Genomic DNA, 21922 nt, shown 5'->3' on the forward strand with positions numbered 1-21922 from the left:
ACGAGGCTGTCCGAGAACTTTCGGTAATTCCTACGTTGTTGAGACGGGATGAGCGAGCCATTCGTCTCACCCGGGTGCCGGGGGTGGCTCCCAGCAGTCCGCCGACGATGGCTGCGATCGATTGGCCGCCCGACGCCCGGAAGCCAGCCCCCTACGGCGACCCGGCTGACCGGACGCCGCTGGGCGAAGGGCGCACCGAGCAGTCATCCGCAACCCGACCCGGACCACCGTCTACAAGGTCGAAGCGGAGGCCGACCGTAACCGGCGCGAGCACCGAACCCTCCAGGACTCCGCGACCAGGTGCCCACGCTCCACCCACCACGCGGTGAAGGGCGCCTGACCCGGCGTACGGCACCGGCCGCCATGTCGAGATCGACGCCGGCGGCATCAGAGAGTCAGAAGGTCCCGCCCCCGAGCACCACCGATGGCTGTAAGCCACTCGGCCGTGGACATACGAGAAGAGGGCCTTCTCGCCGCGGTTCCGGACGCGGGCGGACGACTGACGGACATCCCTTGACAGTGATTGAGGCCACCGCGCATGATTCGCTGATACCGAACGACAGTCGCTATAACCGAACGCATGGCGTGGGGTGCGACTCAGGAGGAGCGACGTGGGCAATACGGACATCAGCTACCTCGACGTGGGCATCGTCGGCCTGTACATCGTGCTGACCCTGCTCATCGGCGTGTACGTGGGCAAGCGCAAGAAGAGCGCCGACGAGTACTTCCTCGCCGGGCGCAGCCTGACCTGGCCGGTCGTCGGCTTCTCGCTGTACGCGACGAACCTCTCCGGCGCGTCCTTCATCGGCCTGGCCGGCGCCGGGTACTCCTCAGGGCTCGCGTTCTACAGCCACGAGTGGGTTCCGGCGCTCATCCTGATCGTGTTCGTCGTACTGTTCCTGCCCTTCTACATGCGCTCCGGGGTCTCCACGCTGCCCGAGTTCCTCGAGCGTCGCTACGACGAGCGGTCCCGGGTCGTACTGTCCGGCTTCACCATCGTGACCAACGTCTTCATCGACTGCGCCATCGCGCTGTACGCGGGCGCGCTGGTCTTCCAGGCGTTCTTCCCGCACATGCCGCTGTGGCTGCCGATCGTCGTGATGGCGGTGCTGACCGGCGTCTACACCGTCTTCGGCGGCCTCAAGTCGGTCGCCGTCAACGACGTCATCCAGGCGATCGTGTTCCTCGTCGGAGGCGCCATCGTCTTCTTCGCCGCGCTCGCGGCCATCCCGTCCTGGGACGCCGTGGAGCGGGCGGCGCCCGGCGGGGAGTTGAGCATCTTCCAGCCGGCGGACGACGCGCAGGTGCCGTGGCCCGGGGTGTTCACCGGTCTGGTGGTCATCGGGATCTACTTCTGGTGTACGAACCAGGTCATCGTCCAGCGGACCCTCGGCGCGAAGAGCCTGGACCACGGCCGCAACGGCGCGCTCTTCGGCGGTTTCCTCAAGCTCACCGGCATCGCGATCATGATCCTGCCCGGCAGCATGGCGCTGGTGCTCTACCCGGACCTGTCGAACCCGGACGAGGCGTTCCCGACCCTGACCCTGGACCTGCTGCCGAGCGGCCTGCGCGGCGTCGTCCTGGCGGCCGTGCTCGCCGGCATCATGTCGACGGTCGCCGGCGTACTGAACTCCGCCTCCACGCTGCTCACCATGGACTTCGTCGCGAAGTACCGTCCGCGCACCGCGCAGCGCACGCTCGTGCTCATCGGACGGGCCACCGCGGCCGGCGTCATCGCGGTCTCGACCGTCTGGGCCACCCAGATGCACCGCTTCGGCACGCTGTTCGTCTACCTGCAGTCGGTGCTGTCGTACCTGGTGCCGCCGATCGTCGCGGTGTTCCTCTTCGGCCTGCTGTGGAAGCGCACCACCCGGCACGGCGCGTTCTGGACGCTGCTCAGCGGACTCGTCGTCGGTGCGGTCGGGCTGCTCGCCAACGAGGTGTACGGCATGCTCGACATCCAGGCGCTGTACGCGGCGGCCATCCTCTTCGTCGGATCGAGCCTCGTGCTCGTCACCGTCAGCCTCGCCACCGAGCCGCTGCCGGACGACGAGGTGGCGGCTTACGTGTGGCGTCCGCAGCTGTGGCGGGACGAGTCCCGCGAGCTGGCCGGCAAGCCGTGGTACGTCAACTACCGCGTCTACGCCGCGCTGTTGTTCCTGACCACGCTCGGCGTCGTCGTCACCTTCGCCTGAGCCCCACCCGGGATGTCCCTGGAGAGGAGTGCCCGCATGCCCGCGGACGTACGTTTCGGAGTCGTGGGACTGACCCGCGGCCTCAGCTTCCTACGCCTGTGCGAGGTGGTCGGCGGCGCCCGCGTCACGGCCCTCCACGACACCGACGAGGTACGCGGTCGGGAGGTGGCCGCCGAGGCGGGGGCGACGTACGCGCCCAGTATGGCCGAGCTGCTCGACTCGGACATCGACGCGGTCGTGATCGCCTCCCCCGTGCCCTACCACAGCCAGCACGCGGTGCAGGCCCTCGCGGCCGGCAAGCACGTGCTGAGCGAGGTCATCGCGTGCACGACGCTCGCCGAGGCGCGGGCGCTGGTCGCGGCCGTACGCGCGAGTGACGCGGTCTACATGCTCGCGGAGAACTACCGCTATCTCGACGAGGTCGAGCTGACCCGACGGATGTACGCCGACGGCCGGTTCGGCGAGGTCTACTACGCCGAGGCGGAGTACCTGCACGACTGCCGGGACCTCTGGTACGCCGAGGACGGCTCGTTGACCTGGCGAGCCGACGGCCGTATCGGCGTCTACTGCACCCACAGCATCGGCCCGCTGCTGTACGTCACCGACGACCGGGTCGCCTCCGTGAGCGCGGTCGCGGTGCCCGGCGGGCGGTTCGACCCGGAGGTGTCGGCTCCGGTGATGCACCTGCTCCAGCTGCGCACCGACGCGGGCCGCACCCTGCGGGTCCGGGTCGACCACACCTCGCCACGGCCGCACCAGATGGCCTACTACGCGCTCCAAGGCACCGCCGGGGCTTACGAGTCCTGGCGCGGCAACGGCGACCGCGGCAAGGTGTGGCTGGCCGACTCCCACGAGCGCTCCGGATGCTACGACGCCGCGCGATGGCACGACCTCGACGACTTCGCCGAGCGCTACGTCCCCGAGCGTCTCGCCGCGCCGTCGGAGGCGGCCGTCAGCGACCACGGGACCAGCGAGTACTGGATGCTGCCGGAGTTCCTGGCGGCCGTGCGCGGGGAGCGGCCCTCGCCGATCGACGTGTACCGCGGCCTCGACTACACGCTGCCCGGAATCCTGGCTACCGAGTCGGTCGCGGCGCGGGGAGCGGCGGTCGACGTCCCCGATCCGCGAGGGTGGTGACCGTGAAGATCTTCGACCTGTCGGGCAGGACGTGTCTGGTCACCGGCGCCGCCGGCGGCATCGGCGGCGTGCTCGCGCTGGGCCTCGCCGAGGCGGGGGCCGATGTCGTACTGAGCGATCGGCCCGGGTCCGAGCGGTTGGCGACACTGGCCGAGGAGATCCGCGGCACCGGCCGGCGGGCCACGGTGCGCGAACAGGACCTCTCCCGTCCGGAGGAACTTCTCGGCTTCGTCGACGCGGTGTGGGCGGAGGTCGGCCGGGTCGACGTGCTCGTCAACTGCGCGGGCGTCGCCCGGCTCAGCCGCTTCAACGAGGTCGATCCGGACGACTGGCACACGACCCTGACGACCAACCTCACCGCGCCGTTCCTGCTCAGCAGGCGTACCGCCGAGCACATGATCCACCGAGGGGTGCAGGGGCGTATCGTCATGCTGTCCTCGAAGAACGGCATCGTCGGCGAGCCGGGCCTGGTCGCGTACAACGCCTCGAAGGCGGGACTGGAGCAGCTCACCCAGTCGCTGGCGCTGGAGCTCGGCGAACACGGCATCACGGTCAACGCGATCGCGCCGGGCGTCATCGAGACCGGCATCGACGCCGACTTCGAGCTGGAGCGCTCGGCCTTCGAGGCGTACTACCGCGAACACATCCCACTACGGCACCGCTTCGGCTCGCCGCGTGAACTCGTCGGCGCGCTGCTGCTGTTGGCCTCGGACGCGGGCTCGTACATCACCGGGCAGAGCGTCGTCGTCGACGGCGGCGTGCTCGCGAGCCAGTTGCCGCGGATGCAGTTCATGAGGCCCTACGTCAACGCGCTCGAGGCGCGGGACGCGGAGCAGCACGGCGCGGATGGTGCACGCGGCGCGGGAGAGGAACGGTCGTGAGGGCGGAGCAGGTCACCGCCGTCGAGGCGGAACACGGCGAGGGCCCGGTCTGGTGGCCGGCCTGGGGCGGACTGCGGTACGTCGACATGCTCGCCGGGGACGTGCTGACCCTGCGTGAGGACGACGGCTCAGTGTCGCGTACGCACGTCGGCAGGGTGGCGGCGGCGCTGCGGCCACGCGTCGGTGGCGGCGCGGTGCTCGCGCTGGAGCGTTCGTTCGCACTCGCCTCCCGCGACGACCTCGCGGACGTACGGTCCCTCGGCGAGGTGTGGGCCGATCCCGCGGTGCGGTTCAACGACGGCGGGTGCGATCCCGACGGGCGCTTCTACTGCGGCTCGATGGCCTACGACGCCACGCCGGGGGCCGCCTCGCTGTACCGGCTGGCGCCGGGCGCGGAGGAGGGCACGCCCGAGGTCGTGCTGGACGGGGTCACGGTGTCGAACGGGCTCGGCTTCAGCGCCGACGGGAGCCTCGCGTACTACAACGACACGACGACGGGGCGTACCGACGTCTTCGCCTACGACCGCGGGGCCGGCCTGCGCGCGCGGCGGCCCTTCGCGGTGTTCGAGGACGGCGCCGGCCTGCCCGACGGGTTGTGCGTCGACGCGGAGGGCGGCGTGTGGGTGGCGCTGTGGGGCGGTTCGCGGGTGCGCCGGTACGCGCCGGACGGCACCCTGGACGGGGTCGTCGACGTCCCGGCCTCGCAGGTGAGCGCGTGTACGTTCGGCGGGCCCGAGCTGGACACGCTCTACGTCACCACGTCCCGTACGGGCCTGCCGGTCGGCGCGGAGCCGGCCGCCGGGGCGGTGTTCGCGGTACGGCCGGGGGTCAGGGGTCTGCCCGCTCTGCCGTACACCGGCTGATCCGCCCCGCTCCACGGACTGATCCGCCCGGCGGTACACCACCGGGCGGATCAGTCCGTACGCACCGCCGGGCGGGCGTCGGCGCGATCAGGAGAACCGGACGAGGACCTTGCCCGCGACCCCCAACTCGGCGGCCAGTTCGGTGAACTGCGCGGGCGCCCGCTCGACCGGCACCGTGCGCTCGACCAGGTCCGCGAGCTGCGGCGGCTCGCCGCCGACCCACCGGGCCGTCTCGGCGAAATCGCGCGCGGTGTAGGTAAAGGCGCCGATCAGCGAGCGCTCGCCGGTGCTGACCGCGAACGCGTCCAACTCCAGGCGGGGCGCCGCCATTCCGACGAGCACGACCCGAGCGCCGAGGGCGGTGGCGGCGAAGGCGTCGGCCACCGTCGCGGAGGCTCCGACGGCGTCGAGTGCGACGCTCGCCGGGCCGTCCAGAAGTTCCGTCACCTGTTCCCCGACCGGGCCCGCGGCGAGGTCGATCACCTCGAAGCCGAGCGCCCGGCACAGGGCACGCCGCCCCTCGTGCGGCTCGCTGACGACCACGCGGGCGGCCCCCAACCGCTGGGCCGCGAGCGCGACGGCCTGCCCGATGGGGCCACCACCCAGCACGAGCACCCGGTCGTCCGGGCCGACGGAGCCGCGCCGCGCGCCGTGGTACCCGACCGCGAGCGGCTCGATGAGCGCGCCGTACTCCTCCGGCATGGTGGCGGGCAGCGTGATGACGTTCGCGGCGGGGGCGACGACGTACTCCGCGAAGCTCGCCGTCCGCGTCGGATCGACACCGATGACGCGCTTGGTGGCGCAGTACTGCTCGGTGCCCGCCTCGCACGCCCCGCACGTGCCGCAGCCGACCACCGGGTTGAGGGTCGCGAGGGCCCCGAGCGGGAGGTCGACGCCGTCGCCCACGGACTCGACCACCCCGACCGTCTCGTGGCCCATCACCTGCCCTGGTACGCGCCGCCCGTTGGTGCCGGTGAAGCCGTGCAGGTCGGAGCCGCAGATGCCGGTCAGTCGGACGCGCAGCCGTATCTCTCCGGGTCCGGGGGTCGGCGTATCGACGTCCTCGACCGCCATGGTGCCGAACTCCTTCAGGACAACGGCCTTCATGCCCTCACCACCCCACTCAGTCGGTCGAACAGTTCGTCGAGTCGCCGCCGGGTCTCCTCGTCGAGGGTGAAGCCGAGCGGTTCGCGTACGCGTGACGACGGCAGGACGCCCTGGCGTACGAGGAAGTGCTTCTCGAACGCGACGTACGAGCCGAGCGACGTCACCAGGGACATGAGCGGGCTCAGCGCCTCGTCGATCGCCCGGGCCCGGGCGTGGTCGCCCGCCTCGAGCGCGTCCCACAGGGCGCGGATCGCCCAGACCAGGTCGGGGCCCGGCATGGTGCCGACGACGCCCCGCGCGTGGCTGTCGACGAGTGCCGCTCCCCCGCTGCCCTCGAAGACCCGCGCCCGTCCGTCCGTCGCGTCGCGCAGCATGCTCAGGCGCGGCCCGATCGGGATCGCCTCGGGCTTGAAGCGCACGCGCTCCGCGCCGTACTCACGCAGCAGCCGTGCCTGCAGGTCCAGGGACAGCGGTTCGCCGACGTATCCGCTGGCGTCCTGGACGATCAGCGGCACCGAGGTCGCGTCGGCGAGCGCGCGGAAGTACGTCCCCGCCTCCTCGGCGCCGCACGCCACGGTCAGCGGCGGGATCGCCATCAGGGCGCTCGCGCCGTCGGCCTCGGCGCGACGGGCGAGGCGCAACGCGACGTGCGTGCTCTCCGCGCCGACGCTCAGCACGACGGGCCCGCGCCCGGCGACATGGGAGCACACCAACTCGCCGAGTGCTTCTTGTTCGTCGGTCGCGAGCCGCAGGATCTCCGAGACCATGGCGACGACGACGCCGTCGGCGCCGGAGTCGAGGACCCAGTCGACCTCCGCGCGCAACGCGCCTTCGTCGATCGTCCGCTCCTGGGTGAAGGGAGTGGCCAGGACGGGAAGGACACCCCGAAGGTCGGGCACGGCAGTGGAAGACACCGAAGCCACCGTTCTTTGTGTGCGAATGTTCTGTAATGCCGAACTCTATTTCGTAGAACCGAACCATAGTGACTGGCGGCCGTTGCGGTCAAGCGACCCGGATTGACCTCGACGGACGGGGTCAAGCAAACTTTGTTCGGTGATGACGAACGGAATCGATGAGCGCTACCACGTCCGCAGCGTCAGTCGCGCGGCCCTGATCCTGGAGCATCTCGCGGCGGCGACCGACGGGTTGACCGTGACGGAGGTCGCGCGGATCGCCGGCGGCTCCAAGAGCTCGACCTTCTCGACCCTGCAGACGCTCGAGTCGCACGGACTGGTCTCCTCGGAGGGCGAGGGCACGCAGCGGCGGTACTTCCTCGGCCTCACGCTCGCGCGCTACGGCGAGCTCGCCGTGAGCCGGGTGTCGATCCGCGACATCGCGCTGCCCGAGCTGCGCGCGCTCACCGACGAGACCCAGATGTCCTCCCGGGTGGCCAAGCCCGAGCAGGGGCACGCCGTGATCGTCGGACGGGTGGACGCGCCCGGCTCCGTCCGCTTCGACCTCCACATGGGCCAGCGGGAGTTGCCGCACTGCAGCGGCCTCGGCAAGGCCGTCACCGCGGAACTCGACGACGACGCCGTACGCCGACTGCTCGACTCGGTCGGCATGCCCGCGCGCACCCGGAAGACCGTGACGGACCCGGAGCGGCTGCTCGCCCAGCTGGCCGACGTACGCCGGCGGGGGTACGCGGTCGACGACGAGGAGGACGCCGACGGCGTCTACTGCGTCGGCGCCGTCGCCCGCAACCACCGCGGAGAGTGCGCGGGCGCGATCAGCGTGACCGGCCTGAAGCTGGACGTCACCGAGGAGCGCATCCACGAACTGGGCGAGCTGGTGCGCGAGTGCGCGCATCGCATCTCCGCGCGCCTTGGTTGGAGCTAGGCCAGCCGGTACCGTACTGGAAAACACTGTTCTCTGATACGGAACGAAACATGATCGTCGATGTCCACAGCCATCTCTTCGGCTGCCCCGACCATCTCGGTCCCGACTTCCTCGCCCAGGCCGGCCGCGCCCGCTCGGACGAGGTCGACCTCACGGTGCGCTGGCAGGAGTACGCGGCCTCGGCACCGTCCGACTCCCGGACCATCGTCTTCGGCGGCAAGGCACGCCTGTCCGACCTGTGGGTCGACGACGAGTCCGTCGCGGCGTACGTCGCCGAGCACCCGGACCGCCTCGTCGGCTTCATGGCGCTCGACCCCACCCAGCCCGGCTGGCAGGACGAGATGCGCCACGGCCACCGCGCCCTGGCGCTGCGCGGCATCAAGCTGATGCCGATGTACGCGGGCTTCGACCCGGGCGACGAGCGCCTCGACCCGCTGTGGACGTACGCCAGCGACCACGGGCTGCCCGTGCTCATGCACACCGGCACGACCTTCGTCTCGCAGGCCCCGCTGGAGTACGCGCGACCGGTCCTCGCCGACCGGGTCGCGCGACGCTTCCCCGAACAGCGGCTCATCCTGGCGCACCTGGGTCATCCGTACGAGGGCGAGTGCATCGCGGTGATCCGCAAACACCAGCACGTCTACGCGGACGTGAGCGCCCTGCACTACCGCCCGTACCAGCTGTGGCGGGCGTTGATGCTGGTGCAGGAGTACGGCGTGTGGGACAAGCTGCTGTTCGGCAGCGACTATCCGTTCACCACCGTCGACGACTCGGTCGCCGGGCTGCGCGCGGTGGCGCGCATCCCCAGTCCGGCCGGCCTGCACGGCATCGACGAGGCGCGGTTGGAGTCGATGATCAGCCGCGACTCGCTCGCCCTGCTGGGCCTGAACGACGGCTGACCCCGCGCGCCCTGACAGGTACGGCCGTCGGGCACCACCAAGTGCGCCCGTACCGCGTTTCGGTGGCGCGGGTCGGCGCCGCGGTTCGGTCCACCACCCCGCGAACAGCCCGCCTACGCACACCACGCTCTCCGACGGCGGCCGCCGACCAGTCGAACTCCCCCTCGCCGTCCGGCCGTTCGCACCGAGGGCAAGCCCCTTGCGACTCAGCGGGGCGGCCGTGCCGCCTTGGCCTCACCAGGCGCGGGACCTCGCCGGCCGGAGGGGAGCCGGCGGAGTCCCGAGGGGGAGGTTGAAAGCCCCGCATGCCTAGCTTAGGCTTACCTAAGTTTACTCTCCGGGGCTTCCGCCCGCCGTACCAACGATGAGGAACGTCCATGTCTCCCTGGCTCACCCGCGCGCGCCGAAAGGCTGTCGCCACCTCAGCGGCCGCGCTCACGCTCGCACTCGTCGTCGGCGGCTGCGGCTCCTCCGGTGACCAGGACACCTCAGACTCCTCGGACAAGAGCGGGGACGCCTTCCCGGTCACCCTCAACAGCTCCCTCGGATCGGCCAAGATCGAAGAGGAGCCCAAGCGCGTCGTCACGCTCGGCCAGGGCTCGGCGGAGACCTCCATCGCGCTCGGGACCACGCCCGTGGGCGTGGAGGAGTACAAGTGGGGCAGTGACAAGACCGGTCATCTGCCGTGGGTCCACGAGGCGGTGAAGAAGAAGGGCGACAAGCTGCCCAAGCAGTTCCAGGGCGGCGAGAACCTGGACGTCGAGGAGATCCTCAAGCTGGAGCCGGACGTCATCCTGGCTCCCTGGTCCGGCATCACCCAGAAGCAGTTCGACGTCCTGAACGACATCGCGCCCACCGTCGCCTACCCGGGAGAGGCCTGGAGCACCGACTGGGACGAGCAGATCGACCTGATCGGCAAGGCCCTCGGCAAGACGAAGCAGGCGGACGGCCTGAAGACGGACATCGAGCGGCAGTTCGCGAAGGCGGCCGAGAAGCACCCGGAGTACGCGGACGTCTCGTTCTCGTACATCTACAACGACGGCCCCGGAACCCTCGGCGTCTTCAAGCCCACCGAACAGCGCGCCGAGATGGTCTCCTCACTCGGTCTCAAGGTCGACCCCGTCGTGAAGGAATTCGAGGAGACCAAGGGCACGGACTCGGCCCTGATCGGCCTGGAGAACGCCCACAAGCTCAAGGACAGCGACCTGATCTTCACCTTCTACAGCGACGAGAAGAACCGCGAGGAGATCGAGAAGCAGCCGCTGTACGCGAAGATTCCGGCCATCGAGAAGGGCGCTGTCGTCGCGAGTGACGACAACTCCTTCGTCACGGCGTCCTCCCAGATCAACCCGCTGACCGTGCCCTGGGTGATCGACCGCTACACGCCGATGATCGACAAGGCCCTCGAGAAGCTCGACAAGTGAGGCACGCCGGAACCACTTCATGACCACCGTCACCTCGACGCACACCCCGTCGGGCGGCGCGCGCACCTCACGTGGTGCGCGCGCCGCCCGACGGGCGCTCGTCCTCGCCGGAGGACTCGTCGTCCTCCTGCTCGCCTGCGCGGCGAGCCTCGTGTACGGCAGCAGCCACACCACGTTCGGCGACGTCGTCGACGTCCTTCGCGGCACCGCTGACAGCAACGTCACCACCATCGTGGAGAGCCGCTACCCCAGGACGGCGATCGGTGTCCTCGCCGGACTCTGCCTCGCCGTGGCGGGCTCCCTCATGCAGGGCGTCACCCGCAACCCGCTGGCCGAGCCCGGCCTGTTGGGCATCAACGCCGGCGCGTCCGCGAGCGTCGTCACCGCCACCGCGTTCCTGGGCGCCTCCGGCAGCACCGCCACCATGTGGTGGGCGCTGCCCGGCGCCCTCCTCGCCGGCGTCCTGGTGCACGCGCTCGGCTCGGCGGGGACCAGTACCAACCTCGTCCGACTGGTCCTCGCGGGCGCGGTGCTGTCCGCCGTACTGACCGCGTACGTCCAGGCCGTGACACTGAGCAAGCCACAGGTCTTCGACAGCTACCGCTACTGGGTCGTCGGCGCCCTCAGCGGGCGGGACTTCGACGTGTTCTTCTCGGTCCTGCCGTTCGCCGTCGGCGGTTTCCTCCTCGCCGTGCTCCTCGGCCCCAGCCTCAACGCGCTGGCACTCGGCAACGACACGGCCAGCGCCCTCGGTTCGCGCCCCGGGCTGGTGCGCGGCGCCGGACTCGTCTCCGCCACCCTCCTCAGCGCCGCCGCGACCGCCGCCGTCGGCCCGGTCGCCTTCGTCGGCCTCGCCGTACCGCACGTGGTACGCGCGCTGATCGGCGTGGACTTCCGGCTGCAGATCGTCTTCTCCGCCATCGCCGGCCCGGCCCTGCTGCTTCTCGCGGACGTCGTGGGCCGGATCGTACTGCGCCCGCAGGAACTCATGGTCGGCGTCGTCACCGCGTTCATCGGCGCGCCCGCACTGCTCTACGCGGTACGCAGGATGAAGGGTGCCTCTTGACCCAGAACACCACCTCGCGGGTGGAACCGCCCACCCGGCACGCGACCGGACCGGATCGGCCGGACGACGGCACTCCCGTGCACCGGCCCGGGCCACGCGGCTGCCTCACCCTCGGCGACACCGTGGCCCTGCCGGTTCGTCGGATATCCGTCGTCACGGCCATCGTGCTGGTCCTGCTCCTCGTCGCCACCGCCGTCGCCACGCTGAGCCTCGGCAGCCTCGGCATCCCGGTGTCCGGACTGCTCGACGCGTTCGGCGGGGACGCGGGGGTCAAGGAGAGCTTCGTACTGGAGAGACTGCGGGGGCCACGGCTCGTCGTCGGGATCGGTGTCGGCGCGGCACTCGGCGTCTCCGGTGCCCTGTTCCAGTCCGTCACCCGTAACCCGCTCGGCAGCCCCGACATCATCGGTCTCAACGCGGGCGCCGGTGCGGGTGCCGCGCTGGCCGCGCTGCTGCTGGCCGGCAGCGTGCCCGTACCGGTCGGTGCCGTCCTCGGCGCCGCGGGCGCCATGGCGCTGGTGTACGTGTCGACGGGTGCGGGCTTCCGCAGCCGGGGGCGGCTCGTCGTCGCCGGTATCGGCGTCGCCGCGATCGCCAACGCGATCACGCAGTACGTCGTCTACGCCGTCGAGCGGGACAAGGCCACCGCGCTGAACGCCTACATCCACGGCAGCCTCTCCACCCGCGACTGGGGCGACGCGGTCACCATCTGGGTCATCGTCACGCTCCTCGTCCCCCTCGTCGCCCTCGTCTCACGGCCGCTGGCCGTCGGAGAGATGGGCGACGACCTCGCCGGCGCGCTCGGAGCCCACCCGGCCCGGACGAAGACGATCGCCGTCACGCTGTCGATCGTGTTGTCCGCCGGTGCCGTCAGCGTCGCGGGGCCCATCGCCTTTATCTCGTTGACCGCGCCGCAGATCGCGAAACGCGTCACCCGCGGCACGGGTCCGCACCTCACCCTCGCCGCTCTCGTCGGTGCGCTCCTGATGGCCGTCGCGGACCTGGCGGCGCAGCAACTGCCCTGGTTCGACGAACTTCCCGTCGGCATCTACACGATGGCCGTCGGCGGCGTCTATCTCGGCTACCTGCTGATACGGGAGTGGCGCCGCGGCACACTGTGAGCGGCGGCCTGGGAGCGACGGGCGGGGAACCGTAGTCTCAGCGGCTCCGCAGTTCCCAGCCCGGGGCGAACATGTTCCAGAAGCCGCCCGTCGGCGGGTGCTCGGCGAATACGTCGTCGTCCAGCTCGATCCCGATCCCGGGCGCGGTCGGCAGTGGCGCACGGCCGTTCTCGACCGGCACACAGCCGCGCAGCGCCTCGAAGACGTACGGCTCGAGGAGGCTGTCGAAGGTCTCCAGGATCTTGAAGTTCGGGGTGGCAGCAGCCGCGTGCACCGTGGCGGTCGTGCAGAACGGCGAGTTGGAGTTGTGCGGCGCCACCACCATCGAGTGCATCTCGGCGATCGCGGCGATCTTCCGCATCTCGGTGTAGCCGCCGACCATGCTGAGGTCGGGCTGCACGATGTTGACGGCGTCGTGCTCGAACAGCGGCGCGTACTCGTAGCGGTTGTGGAAGTGCTCGCCCCCGGAGATCGGGATCGTCGTACGCGCGCCGACATCGCGGTAGCGCGCGATGTGCGTCCACGGCAGCGGCTCCTCGAACCAGCCGATGTCGTACGGCTCCAGGGCGGTGGCGATCCGTACGGCCTCGTGCACCGCGAAGCGGGCGTGCCCCTCGACGAACAGCTCGACCTCCGGGCCGACCGCCTCGCGCACTGCGGCGATCAGGTCGACGGACAGCCGGCGCTCGGCGCGGCTGAGCTCGCCCATCCCGGCGCCGAAGGGGTCGAGCTTGAGGGCGGAGTAGCCGAGGGCGACGGTGTCACGGGCGAGCTCGGCGAAGCGTTGGGGCGTACGCTCGCCGGTGTACCAGCCGTTCGCGTACACGGGGATCTCGTCCCGGCAGGCGCCGCCGATCAGCCGATAGACCGGGACCTGGAGGAACTTGCCCTGGATGTCGTGCAGCGCCTGGTCGACCCCGCTCACCACGATGCCGCCGACGTCCCCGCCGCGCAGGAAGTCGCCCTGGTACATCCGGAGCCAGATCTCCTCGGTGTCGAAGGGGTCAGCCCCGATGAGGTGCCGCTCGGCCATGTTGCGCGCCAGCGCGCAGGTTTCGACACCGCGGAAGGGATGGGTGATCTCACCGACTCCGACCAGGCCCTCGTCAGTGCTGATGCGGACGTAGCTGAAGTCCCGCCAGGACGTGCCGAGGCTCAGCGTCTCTACCTTGCTGATGCGCCCGGCTCCCGTCGTGGGGCGGGTCTGGTTCACGGTGAGCACGAAAGTCTCCATTCGGTGATGCCGAACACTGTTCTGTTTCTGCTATGTTCGTGGAAGCCGCGACGGCCGTCAAGAGGCCACATGTCCAGGCCGCGGCCCTGAGAAGGAGGACAGATGCGGGTGACTCGAGTCGGTGACCCGGGGGCGGAGTTCCCGGTGGCGCTGGACGGTGACGGCGCGTACGACCTGCGCGGTCTGACGAGCGACATCACGGCCGACTTCCTAGCCGGCGACTGGGCCCCACGGGTGCGGGACGCGTTGGACGCCGGCGAGCTGCCCGGCGTCGCGCTCGACGGCCTGCGCGTCGGCGCGCCGGTCGTCCGCCCCGGCAAGGTGGTGTGCATCGGGCTGAACTATCGCAAGCACGCGGTCGAGAGCGGTGCCGACATACCCGAGGAACCGGTCGTCTTCATGAAGGCGAGCAACACCGTCGTCGGGCCCCAGGACACGGTGCTGATCCCGCGCGGCAGCGAACGGACCGACTACGAGGTCGAACTCGCCGTCGTGATCGGCCGTACGGCCCGCTACCTCCCCGGGCCCGACTCCGTACCCCGGCACATCGCTGGCTACGCCGTCGCGAACGACGTGTCCGAGCGGGCCTTCCAGCTCGAGCGGGGCGGCCAGTGGGTCAAGGGCAAGTCCTGCGAGACGTTCAACCCGCTCGGCCCATGGCTCGTCTCGCCGGACGAGGTCGGCGATCCACAGGACCTCCGCCTGCGGCTCTGGGTCAACGGCGAGCGGCGCCAGGACAGCACGACCGCCGACATGATCTTCGACGTGCGGCACATCGTCTGGTACCTGAGCCAGTTCATGGTGCTGGAGCCGGGCGACGTCATCAGTACGGGCACGCCGTCCGGCGTCGCGATGGGCTCACCGGACATCCCGTATCTGGCGGAGGGCGATGTCGTCGAGCTGGAGATCGACCGGCTGGGCCGGCAGCGTCAACGGGTCGCCCGGGCCTGACGCGCGCGCCGCGCAAGCCGTCACCACGTGGATGCCGCGGGTGAGGCCAGGACGTCACGGCAGGCCCGTGGGCGGCCACGGACGCCATCCATGGTGAGTGGGCCACCGGAATCCGTGAGCCTGCGCCGGGCTTGACCTTGACACTGATGTCAAGGTCGTACGTTGCGTGCATGCTTCCTGACATCAACAGCTGGAACGAACGCGTCATCGCCGAGTTCCGCTCGAACGCCGGACACGTGCGCTGGAGCACGGAGGAGGACCTCGCCACCGGCCGTCCGGTCCCACCCTTGCTACCCGGATTCGATGAGCACCGGGGCGTACCCATCATCCTGGTGCGGAATACGGGGGCCAAGACCCGTCGCGAGCGGATCAATCCCCTGATGTACCAGCCGGTCGGCGGGGACTTCGCCGTCTTCGCCACGTACGGCGGCAGTCCACGTCCTCCGGCCTGGTTCCACAACCTGGTGGCGCATCCGCGGGCCGTGGTCGAAACGGGCGAGCAAGAGGTGCCGGTGACGGCGCGACTCACCGAAGGGGTGGAGCGTGAGCGGATCTGGACCAGACAGGTCACGCTGGTGCCGACGTTCGCCGAGTTCGAAGCGACCGCCGGCAGGGAGATCCCGATCCTCCTGCTCGAGCGCCCGCGCGAGGGAGCGGGCACGCCCGAGCACGGCACACTGACGCCATGACACCCAACGAACCCGGAAACCGCGGGATGCGCATCGGCGAACTCGCGCTGCGCACCGGAGTCAGCGCGCGCTCACTGCGGTACTACGAGCAGCACGGCCTCCTCACCCCACACCGTGACCCGAACGGCTACCGCAGCTACGGCGACGACGCCGTTCGCCTCGTCGCCCGACTGCGCCAGCTGCTCAGCGCCGGCCTGTCGGTCGCCGACATCCGGCAGTTCGGGCCCTGCCTCGCCGCGGCTGATATGGATCGAGCGCCCTGCGCGCCGGCACTGGAGGTCTATCAGCAGCGACTCCGCGTACTCGATGAGCGCCTCACCGCGCTCCGGCACCTACGCGACAACCTCGCGGTCCAGACCGAACTCCTGCGCGACAGGTCAGCACGGAATCATGACCTCCACGGGTCCCCGTGTCACGCGGCGCCCTCGAACCGCTGGGCGGTGCGGGCAGGGACCACGGTGGGCAACCGGTCCTCGGGATCGTCGAAGACATGCGCGCGCAACCCGAAGCCGTCCAGCAGCAGTTCCGGTGTCATGGTCTCCCGCGGCGGGCCCTGCGCACGGAGTTCGCCGTCCTTCAGCACCACCAGGTGGTCGGTGTAGCGGGCCGCGAGGCTGAGGTCGTGCAGCACCACGACGATGGTGCGGCCGGTCTCCCGGCACAACCGTACGACCAGGTCGAGTACCTCGACCGCGTGCGCGAGGTCCAGGTGGTTGGTGGGCTCGTCCAACAACATCAGCTCGGTCTGCTGGGCGAGTGCCATGGCGACCCAGGCCCGTTGCCGCTGTCCGCCGGAGAGTTCCTCCAGCGGGGTGTCGGCGTACGCTTCGACGCCAGTGGCGGCCATCGCCTCGGCCGCGATCCGGTCGTCCTCGGGGTCCCAACGGCGGTACCACGGCTGGTGCGGTTGCCGGCCGCGCGCGGCCAGCTCGGACACGGTCATGCTCTCCGGGGCCACGGGATTCTGCGGCAGCATGGTCAACTTCCGGGCGAGGGTACGCGGGCGGAACGCGCCGAGCGGTTCTCCCTCCAGCAGCACGTGCCCGGCGGTCGGCGTCAACAGCCGCGCGAGGACCCGCAGCAGCGTCGACTTGCCGCAACCGTTGGGCCCGATGACGGTGGTGACCCGCCCCCTGGGTATCTCCAGGGACAGTCGGGCGAGCACGGTCTGCTTCCCGTAACCGGCGCTGACACCGTGCACGCTCAGGGGACTTGGTTCACACACTTGTTCTCCGCCGATGTTGGTTCAACAGGTACAGGAGGTACGGCGCGCCGAGGATGGCCGTCGGCACACCCACCGGGAGTTCCGCGGGCAGCCGCTGGGCCGTCATGTCAGCAGCCAGCACAAGCAATGCTCCGAGCAGGCCAGCGGCGAGCGGTGGCGGGCCCGGCGTACGGAAGACGCGCATCGCGGCCTGCGGCGCGACGAACGCCACAAAGGCAATCGGCCCAGCAACAGCCGTGGCACCGGAGACGAGGACGACGGCAACGAACAGCGCCAGCGCCTCCGTACGCCCCGGTGCGGTGCCCAGCGTCGGCGCCACCTCGCGGCCCAACCGCAGGGCTGCCACGTCGCGGGCGAGCACGGCGCAAGCGAGGAACCCACACAGCACCACCGGCGTCATCAGGGTGACGTCGGGTAGTCGTACGCCATTCAGCGAACCGGTCAGCCAACGGGTGGCGACCTGCGCCTGCTCCAGTTCGGCACGGGTCAGCAGCCAGGAGACCCCGGACAGCGCGAGGGAGTTGATACTCAGGCCGACCAGGATGAGCCGCAGTCCGTCAAACCCCCCGCGCCAGGAAAGGGCCAGGATAAGAGCGGTGGTGGCCAATCCACCGAGGACCGCCATCGGGGCGAGAAGCTCCGCCGCGGCGTGCTCACCCGTACGGGAGGCGATCGCGGGTTGGGTGACCAGCAACACCGCGAAGAAGCTGGCGCCGCCGGTCACGCCGAGCAGATCCGGACTGGCGATGGGGTTGCGAGTGACGGACTGGGTCAGTGCCCCGGCACAGCCGAGCGCGGCGCCGACAAGGACGGCCGCCAGCACGCGGGCCAGCCTGTGATCGAGGACCACGAGCCTCTCCACGCTCTCGCCGTTTCCGGCGAGCGTCGCCAGTACGCGGTCGGCGGGCACGTCGAAGCTGCCGGTGAACACGGAGACGCCGCACAACACCAGCAGTACGGCGACGGTCACCGTGCCAGCCAGGAACGCACGGGGGCGCAGCGTCAGGGCGACGGGGCCGAGACGTATCCCACGGCGCGGGTCCAGCGCGAACCGCGGCCCGCTCGTCACCTTCGGCGGCCGATACCGACGAGCCGCGGTCGACGCCGCCGTCGTCCGGGGCCTCACAGCGCCACCAGCTTGCGGCGGCGGGTGAGCGCGAGGAGCACGGGAGCACCGACGGCGGCCATCACGATGCCGGCCTGGAGTTCGCCGGGGCGGGCACTGACACGGCCGACGGTGTCGGCGACGAGCAGCACGATGGCCCCGGTCAGTCCGGAGAGCGGCACCAGCCATCGCTGATCGTGCCGGGCGAACAGGCGGGCGGTGTGCGGGGCCACCAGGCCGAGGAAAGCGACGGGTCCACAGAGGGCGGTGGCGGGTCCGGCGAGCAGCGTGATGGCGGTGATACCGGTGATCCGGCTACGGCGTACCCGGGTGCCGAGCGAACGGGCCACGTCGTCTCCCAGGCCGAGGTTGTTCAGCGCGAAGGCGTTGACCAGGGCGAGCAGGCAACCGGCGGCGAGCAGCGGGATGATGAGGACCGCCATGCCGTGGTCCCTGTCGGCGAGGGCGCCCACCTGCCAGAAGCGCATGACGTCGAGAGTGCGCTTGTCCAGCAGGACCAGAGCGGTGGTGAGCGCGGTGAGCAGCGCGCTCAGGGTGGTTCCGGTAATGGCGAGCATGACCAGCGCGCCGCGGTTGGTGCCGCGCAGGCCGAACAGGGCGACCAGCGTGGCGACGACGCCCGCTCCGGCGAGTGCGGCGGCGACGAGTACGCCGGAGGAGCTGACGCCAAATCCGTAGGTGAGGCCGGCGACGGCGAAGGCGGCCCCGGCGTTGACGCCGAACAGGCCGGGGTCGGCCAGCGGGTTGCGGGTGTGACCCTGCATCAACGCACCAGCCATGCCGAGTGCGCAGCCGACCGCGAGGCCCAGGAGCGTACGGGGCAACCGCTGTGAGGTGACGACCGTGGCCTCGGCCGAGTCGACGTGTGTGAAGAGCGCCGAGAGTACTTCGCGGAACGGGATGTCGTTGCTCCCGAACGCGAGGCTGAGCAGGACGGCGAGGGCGGCACCCGCCGTCAGCAGCCCGGCGGCGAAGGGCAGTCGGCGGGCCGCGGGGAAGGGCTTCGATGTCACATAGGTTAGCCTAACCTAAATTCCATCCTTTCCCTTCGGGACCATGGGAGCGAACGTGACGACGACCAGACGCAGGACGCGCGGGGCATGCGCCGCCGTGACCGCGGGAGCCCTGCTGGTGTTGGCCGCCTGCGGCGACTCGGACTCCAGCGGCACGAGCGGGGGCAGCGAGCGGGCGAGCGCCGACACCCGCACGGTGCGGGACACCCTCAACGGCGACATCGCCGATGTCCCCCGCAACCCCGAACGCGTGGTCGCGCTGTGGCGTACCGGGACCGAACTCGCCGACATGGGCGTCAAGCCCGTGGCCGCGTTGGAGGGCGAGTTCACCAAGCGGGAACTCGATGCCAAAACCTTCGCGAAGGTGAAGGACGTACCCACGGTCGGCAGCTTCGAGGGCGTGGACGTGGAGAAGGTCCTGAACGCGGACCCCGACCTGATCGTCGGCATGGACCACGGCGGCCTCAGTATCGACTACAAGGAACTGGAGGAGATCGCCCCCACGGTCATCCTCAAGATCAAGGAACCGACGGACGTTTGGAGGAACTACCCCAAGCTCGCCGACGTGCTCGGCAGGTCCACGGACTTCGCGAAGCGAAACACCGCGCTCGACGAGAGCCTGACGGCCGTCAAGCGTCGCTTCGGCGAGAAGGTCGACCGAGCCAAGGCTGTCCACCTCAACGTCGAGGGCGGCAAGACCTGGATCTCCACCAGCAAGTCCCTGACCTGGGAACGGATCGACGCCGCTGGCTTCGACTACCTCGACACCTACACCAAGAAGCCGGAGCGGTACGTGGCGGAGCTCGCCACCGAAAACCTGCCGGACCTGCACGACGCCGACGTGATCCTCTACTCCGTCGACCTGCACGGCAGGAAGACCCCGGATCTGGACAAGCTCCTGAAAACCGAGTCCTTCCAACGACTCCCCGCCGCGAAGGTGGACAACGTCTTCCCCGTCACCTCCGGCACCATCTACACCTTCCCCGCCGCCAAGCAGCAGGTGCGGGAACTCACCAGCGCCGCCAAGCGGTTCACACCCGAAGGGAAGTCCTCCTGATGGCCGGCCCCGAGCACCAGCCGTACCCGATCTACGTCCGCGAACTCGAGGTCCTGGCGGCCTTCGACGTCACACCGATGATGCGCAGGGTGGTACTCACCGGCGACCAGCTCGGCGCCTTCCGCCACAACGGTTACGCCGTCGAACCCTTCCGCACTGAGAACGCCGACGACCACGTCAAACTCGTCATCCTCGACGCTCCCGACTCCGTCTCGGCCGCCTCGAGTCCCAGCGACGCCCCGGCCCTCACCCCGCCAGCACAGGCCGACGGCCACCTCGACTGGACCCGCGAGGCCCTCGGCCGCGCCCGCGACTACACCCCGCGCCGCTACGACCCCGAACAGCGGCGCCTGGAACTGGACTTCGTCCGGCACGACGGCGGACTGGCGGCCGAGTGGGCCCAGCGTGTGGCTCCCGGCCAGCGGGTGCACGTCGCGGGTCCACGCGGCACGACCGTACTGCCCGACGGCATCGACTGGTACTTCCTCGTCGGCGACGAGACCGCGCTGCCCGCGATCGCTCGGCGGATCGAGGAGCTGCCTCCGGACACTCCGGTGACCGCCGTGGTCTCGGTGCCCTCCGCCAGCGAGGAACAGACGTTCGCGCACTCCACCGACCTGCACCTGAGCTGGGTACATCGGGACACCGCCGGCCCGGACGCACTCATGACGGCCGTACGGGCGGCACCGTGGCGGGACGGGCAGGTCTACGCCTGGGCAGCGGGAGAGGCCGGCATGCTGCGGCCACTGCGCCACTGGTTCAAACAGGACAAGGGCGTGGCCCCCGGGTTCACGGACATCGCCGGCTACTGGCGCGCGGGCCAGACCCAGCAGGAGATGGGTGAGGCCCTGCACACGCTGCACCACATGACCGACCTCGGCGTCCCATACGCCGTACGCGCCGCCGTCACGCTCGACCTCGCCGAGCACGTGGCCGACGGCCACCGCACCGTCGCCGCGCTCGCCAAGGTCATGGACGTCACGCCGGGTGGACTCAACAGACTGTTGCGCGTACTCGCGCACGAAGGCCTTCTCAGCCTCGACACGGAGACCGTCGGGCTGACGCCCTTCGGCACCGTCCTGTTGGAGGACGCCGCCCACACCCGCCTGGACCGCCGCAACGGCTACTCCCGGCTGGACGACTCCTGGCCGGGACTGTCACACACGCTGCGCACCGGCACCTCTGCCTTCGTGTACGAGAAGGGGCACGACTTCTGGGCCGAACTCGCCTCCGAGGAGCGCCTGAACCGTACCTTCGACGACGTGCTGAGCCACTGGACATCCCTGTGGTCGCCCCCCGCCGTCCGGCAACTGGCGCTCACCGACGAGCACGTCCTCGACATCGGCGGTGGCACTGGCGCACTCCTCGGCCGGATCCTCACCGCCTACCCGCGCACCACGGGCACGCTGCTGGACCTACCGTCCACGGCCGAGCGCGGTCGCGCCGAACTCGCCGAACGGGGACTCGCCGAGCGCGTCCACATCGCGGCCCAGAGCTTCTTCGAAGTACTGCCCGACGACGCCGACGTCTACCTGCTGGCGCAGGTGCTGCACGACTGGCCGGATCTGGAGTCCGTGGCCCTCCTGCGGCGGGTCGCACAGGCGGCGGGCGAGCGCCGGATCGCGCTGGTGGAGCGGATCAGCGGGGAAGACGACGACGAGCACGACGCGCTCTTCGATCTCCTGATGCACGCCGTGTTCGCCAGCGGGGAGCGCACCCTGGACGATTGGACCGGACTGGCCCGGCAGGCGGGACTGCGGCTGGCCGGCACCACGCGGCTGCGGGAGAACCTTTTCATGATCGAACTGCGCGCGAGCTGACAAGGACACCCACACACCGCGGGACAGGGGTCCGTCCAGGCCACGCTTGAGCCCGGCGTCTGGGGCCCGCGCGTGACGTAACCCGTTCCGGTTGTTCCCCGTGCGCGGGGAACAACCGGAAGGAGGCAGGGTGGAGCGCGGCTCGCTGTCATGCGTTCCCGCACGAGTCTGGTAAGTGTCCGAGGGGGGACTTGAACCCCCACGCCCGATAAAGGGCACTAGCACCTCAAGCTAGCGCGTCTGCCATTCCGCCACCCGGACAGGTGTCGCGACCC

Annotated in this window: 19 protein-coding genes, 1 tRNA gene and 1 pseudogene; 14 read left to right on the top strand and 7 right to left on the bottom strand. The window is 70.3% G+C overall.

The window, feature by feature from the left end; all coding sequences use genetic code 11:
- The first annotated feature begins 611 nt into the window (after positions 1-611).
- Genes AN216_RS07865 through AN216_RS07880 form a run of 4 tightly spaced genes read left to right on the top strand, consistent with a single transcriptional unit; the run spans position 612 to position 5076 of the window.
- On the top strand, positions 612-2195 hold the full coding sequence (locus AN216_RS07865; RefSeq protein WP_070195877.1) for a sodium:solute symporter: 1584 nt from the start codon (positions 612-614) through the stop codon (positions 2193-2195).
- A gap of 36 nt (positions 2196-2231) precedes the next feature.
- Positions 2232-3332: a Gfo/Idh/MocA family protein gene (locus AN216_RS07870; RefSeq protein ID WP_070195878.1), complete on the top strand. Its 1101-nt coding sequence runs from the start codon at positions 2232-2234 to the stop codon at positions 3330-3332.
- Between the two features lie 2 nt (positions 3333-3334).
- Positions 3335-4213 (top strand): SDR family NAD(P)-dependent oxidoreductase, encoded by an 879-nt coding sequence (locus tag AN216_RS07875; RefSeq protein WP_107401932.1) that lies wholly within the window; start codon positions 3335-3337, stop codon positions 4211-4213.
- Positions 4210-5076 (top strand): SMP-30/gluconolactonase/LRE family protein, encoded by an 867-nt coding sequence (locus AN216_RS07880; protein WP_070195880.1) that lies wholly within the window; start codon positions 4210-4212, stop codon positions 5074-5076. Before AN216_RS07875 ends, AN216_RS07880 begins: the two co-directional genes overlap by 4 nt.
- Positions 5077-5163: 87 nt before the next feature.
- On the opposite strand, the gene AN216_RS07885 is transcribed toward AN216_RS07880, so the two are convergent.
- Together AN216_RS07885 and AN216_RS07890 are read right to left on the bottom strand one after the other, a co-directional pair.
- The gene (locus AN216_RS07885; RefSeq protein ID WP_070195881.1) at positions 5164-6183 is read right to left on the bottom strand and encodes a zinc-dependent alcohol dehydrogenase; all 1020 of its coding nucleotides are present in this window, start codon (positions 6181-6183) and stop codon (positions 5164-5166) included.
- Positions 6180-7097 carry a dihydrodipicolinate synthase family protein gene (locus AN216_RS07890; RefSeq protein ID WP_079166378.1) on the bottom strand — a complete coding sequence of 306 codons (918 nt, stop codon included), beginning with the start codon at positions 7095-7097 and terminating at the stop codon, positions 6180-6182. Before AN216_RS07890 ends, AN216_RS07885 begins: the two co-directional genes overlap by 4 nt.
- 142 nt (positions 7098-7239) lie before the next feature.
- On the opposite strand from AN216_RS07890, the gene AN216_RS07895 reads away from it, so the two are divergent.
- From AN216_RS07895 to AN216_RS07915, 5 genes are all read left to right on the top strand, one after another.
- Positions 7240-8022 carry an IclR family transcriptional regulator gene (locus AN216_RS07895; RefSeq protein WP_079166379.1) on the top strand — a complete coding sequence of 261 codons (783 nt, stop codon included), beginning with the start codon at positions 7240-7242 and terminating at the stop codon, positions 8020-8022.
- Positions 8023-8072: 50 nt separating this feature from the next.
- The gene (locus AN216_RS07900) at positions 8073-8921 is read left to right on the top strand and encodes an amidohydrolase family protein (protein WP_070195883.1); all 849 of its coding nucleotides are present in this window, start codon (positions 8073-8075) and stop codon (positions 8919-8921) included.
- A 377-nt stretch (positions 8922-9298) separates the two neighbouring features.
- Positions 9299-10345: an iron-siderophore ABC transporter substrate-binding protein gene (locus tag AN216_RS07905; protein WP_070195884.1), complete on the top strand. Its 1047-nt coding sequence runs from the start codon at positions 9299-9301 to the stop codon at positions 10343-10345.
- 19 nt (positions 10346-10364) lie between these two features.
- Entirely contained in the window at positions 10365-11411 is a 1047-nt protein-coding gene (locus AN216_RS07910) for a FecCD family ABC transporter permease (RefSeq protein ID WP_070195885.1), read from the top strand.
- A gap of 77 nt (positions 11412-11488) precedes the next feature.
- On the top strand, positions 11489-12532 hold the full coding sequence (locus AN216_RS07915) for a FecCD family ABC transporter permease (RefSeq protein WP_070196107.1): 1044 nt from the start codon (positions 11489-11491) through the stop codon (positions 12530-12532).
- Between the two features lie 37 nt (positions 12533-12569).
- Here the strand turns inward: AN216_RS07915 and AN216_RS07920 are convergent, their stop codons facing one another.
- Entirely contained in the window at positions 12570-13754 is a 1185-nt protein-coding gene (locus AN216_RS07920; RefSeq protein WP_070195886.1) for a mandelate racemase/muconate lactonizing enzyme family protein, read from the bottom strand.
- 114 nt (positions 13755-13868) lie between these two features.
- On the opposite strand from AN216_RS07920, the gene AN216_RS07925 reads away from it, so the two are divergent.
- From AN216_RS07925 to AN216_RS26640, 3 genes and pseudogenes are all read left to right on the top strand, one after another.
- Positions 13869-14717 carry a fumarylacetoacetate hydrolase family protein gene (locus tag AN216_RS07925; protein ID WP_070195887.1) on the top strand — a complete coding sequence of 283 codons (849 nt, stop codon included), beginning with the start codon at positions 13869-13871 and terminating at the stop codon, positions 14715-14717.
- A gap of 170 nt (positions 14718-14887) precedes the next feature.
- Positions 14888-15406 carry a nitroreductase/quinone reductase family protein gene (locus AN216_RS07930; protein WP_070195888.1) on the top strand — a complete coding sequence of 173 codons (519 nt, stop codon included), beginning with the start codon at positions 14888-14890 and terminating at the stop codon, positions 15404-15406.
- A 26-nt stretch (positions 15407-15432) separates the two neighbouring features.
- Positions 15433-15696, top strand: a pseudogene (locus AN216_RS26640) (MerR family transcriptional regulator); the annotation flags it as partial.
- Positions 15697-15818: 122 nt separating this feature from the next.
- On the opposite strand, the gene AN216_RS07940 reads toward AN216_RS26640, so the two are convergent.
- Genes AN216_RS07940 through AN216_RS07950 form a run of 3 tightly spaced genes read right to left on the bottom strand, consistent with a single transcriptional unit; the run spans position 15819 to position 18770 of the window.
- A complete protein-coding gene (locus tag AN216_RS07940) occupies positions 15819-16631 on the bottom strand; it encodes an ABC transporter ATP-binding protein (RefSeq protein ID WP_079166380.1) in 813 nt (270 codons plus the stop codon).
- Complete coding sequence (locus tag AN216_RS07945; RefSeq protein ID WP_212732685.1) at positions 16624-17700, bottom strand: FecCD family ABC transporter permease; 1077 nt, start codon at positions 17698-17700, stop codon at positions 16624-16626. The genes AN216_RS07940 and AN216_RS07945 overlap by 8 nt, the downstream gene beginning before the upstream one ends.
- Before the next feature lie 53 nt (positions 17701-17753).
- Positions 17754-18770, bottom strand: coding sequence for a FecCD family ABC transporter permease (locus AN216_RS07950; protein WP_212732686.1), 1017 nt, complete (start codon positions 18768-18770; stop codon positions 17754-17756).
- A 55-nt stretch (positions 18771-18825) separates the two neighbouring features.
- On the opposite strand from AN216_RS07950, the gene AN216_RS07955 reads away from it, so the two are divergent.
- Together AN216_RS07955 and AN216_RS07960 are read left to right on the top strand one after the other, a co-directional pair.
- On the top strand, positions 18826-19827 hold the full coding sequence (locus AN216_RS07955) for an ABC transporter substrate-binding protein (RefSeq protein ID WP_212732687.1): 1002 nt from the start codon (positions 18826-18828) through the stop codon (positions 19825-19827).
- Positions 19827-21647 carry a siderophore-interacting protein gene (locus tag AN216_RS07960; RefSeq protein WP_070195892.1) on the top strand — a complete coding sequence of 607 codons (1821 nt, stop codon included), beginning with the start codon at positions 19827-19829 and terminating at the stop codon, positions 21645-21647. Before AN216_RS07955 ends, AN216_RS07960 begins: the two co-directional genes overlap by 1 nt.
- Before the next feature lie 176 nt (positions 21648-21823).
- On the opposite strand, the gene AN216_RS07965 is transcribed toward AN216_RS07960, so the two are convergent.
- Positions 21824-21908: transfer RNA gene (locus tag AN216_RS07965), tRNA-Leu, on the bottom strand.
- Between the last annotated feature and the right edge of the window lie 14 nt (positions 21909-21922).

The organism is Streptomyces oceani (assembly GCF_001751245.1).
GTDB lineage: Bacteria > Actinomycetota > Actinomycetes > Streptomycetales > Streptomycetaceae > Streptomyces > Streptomyces oceani.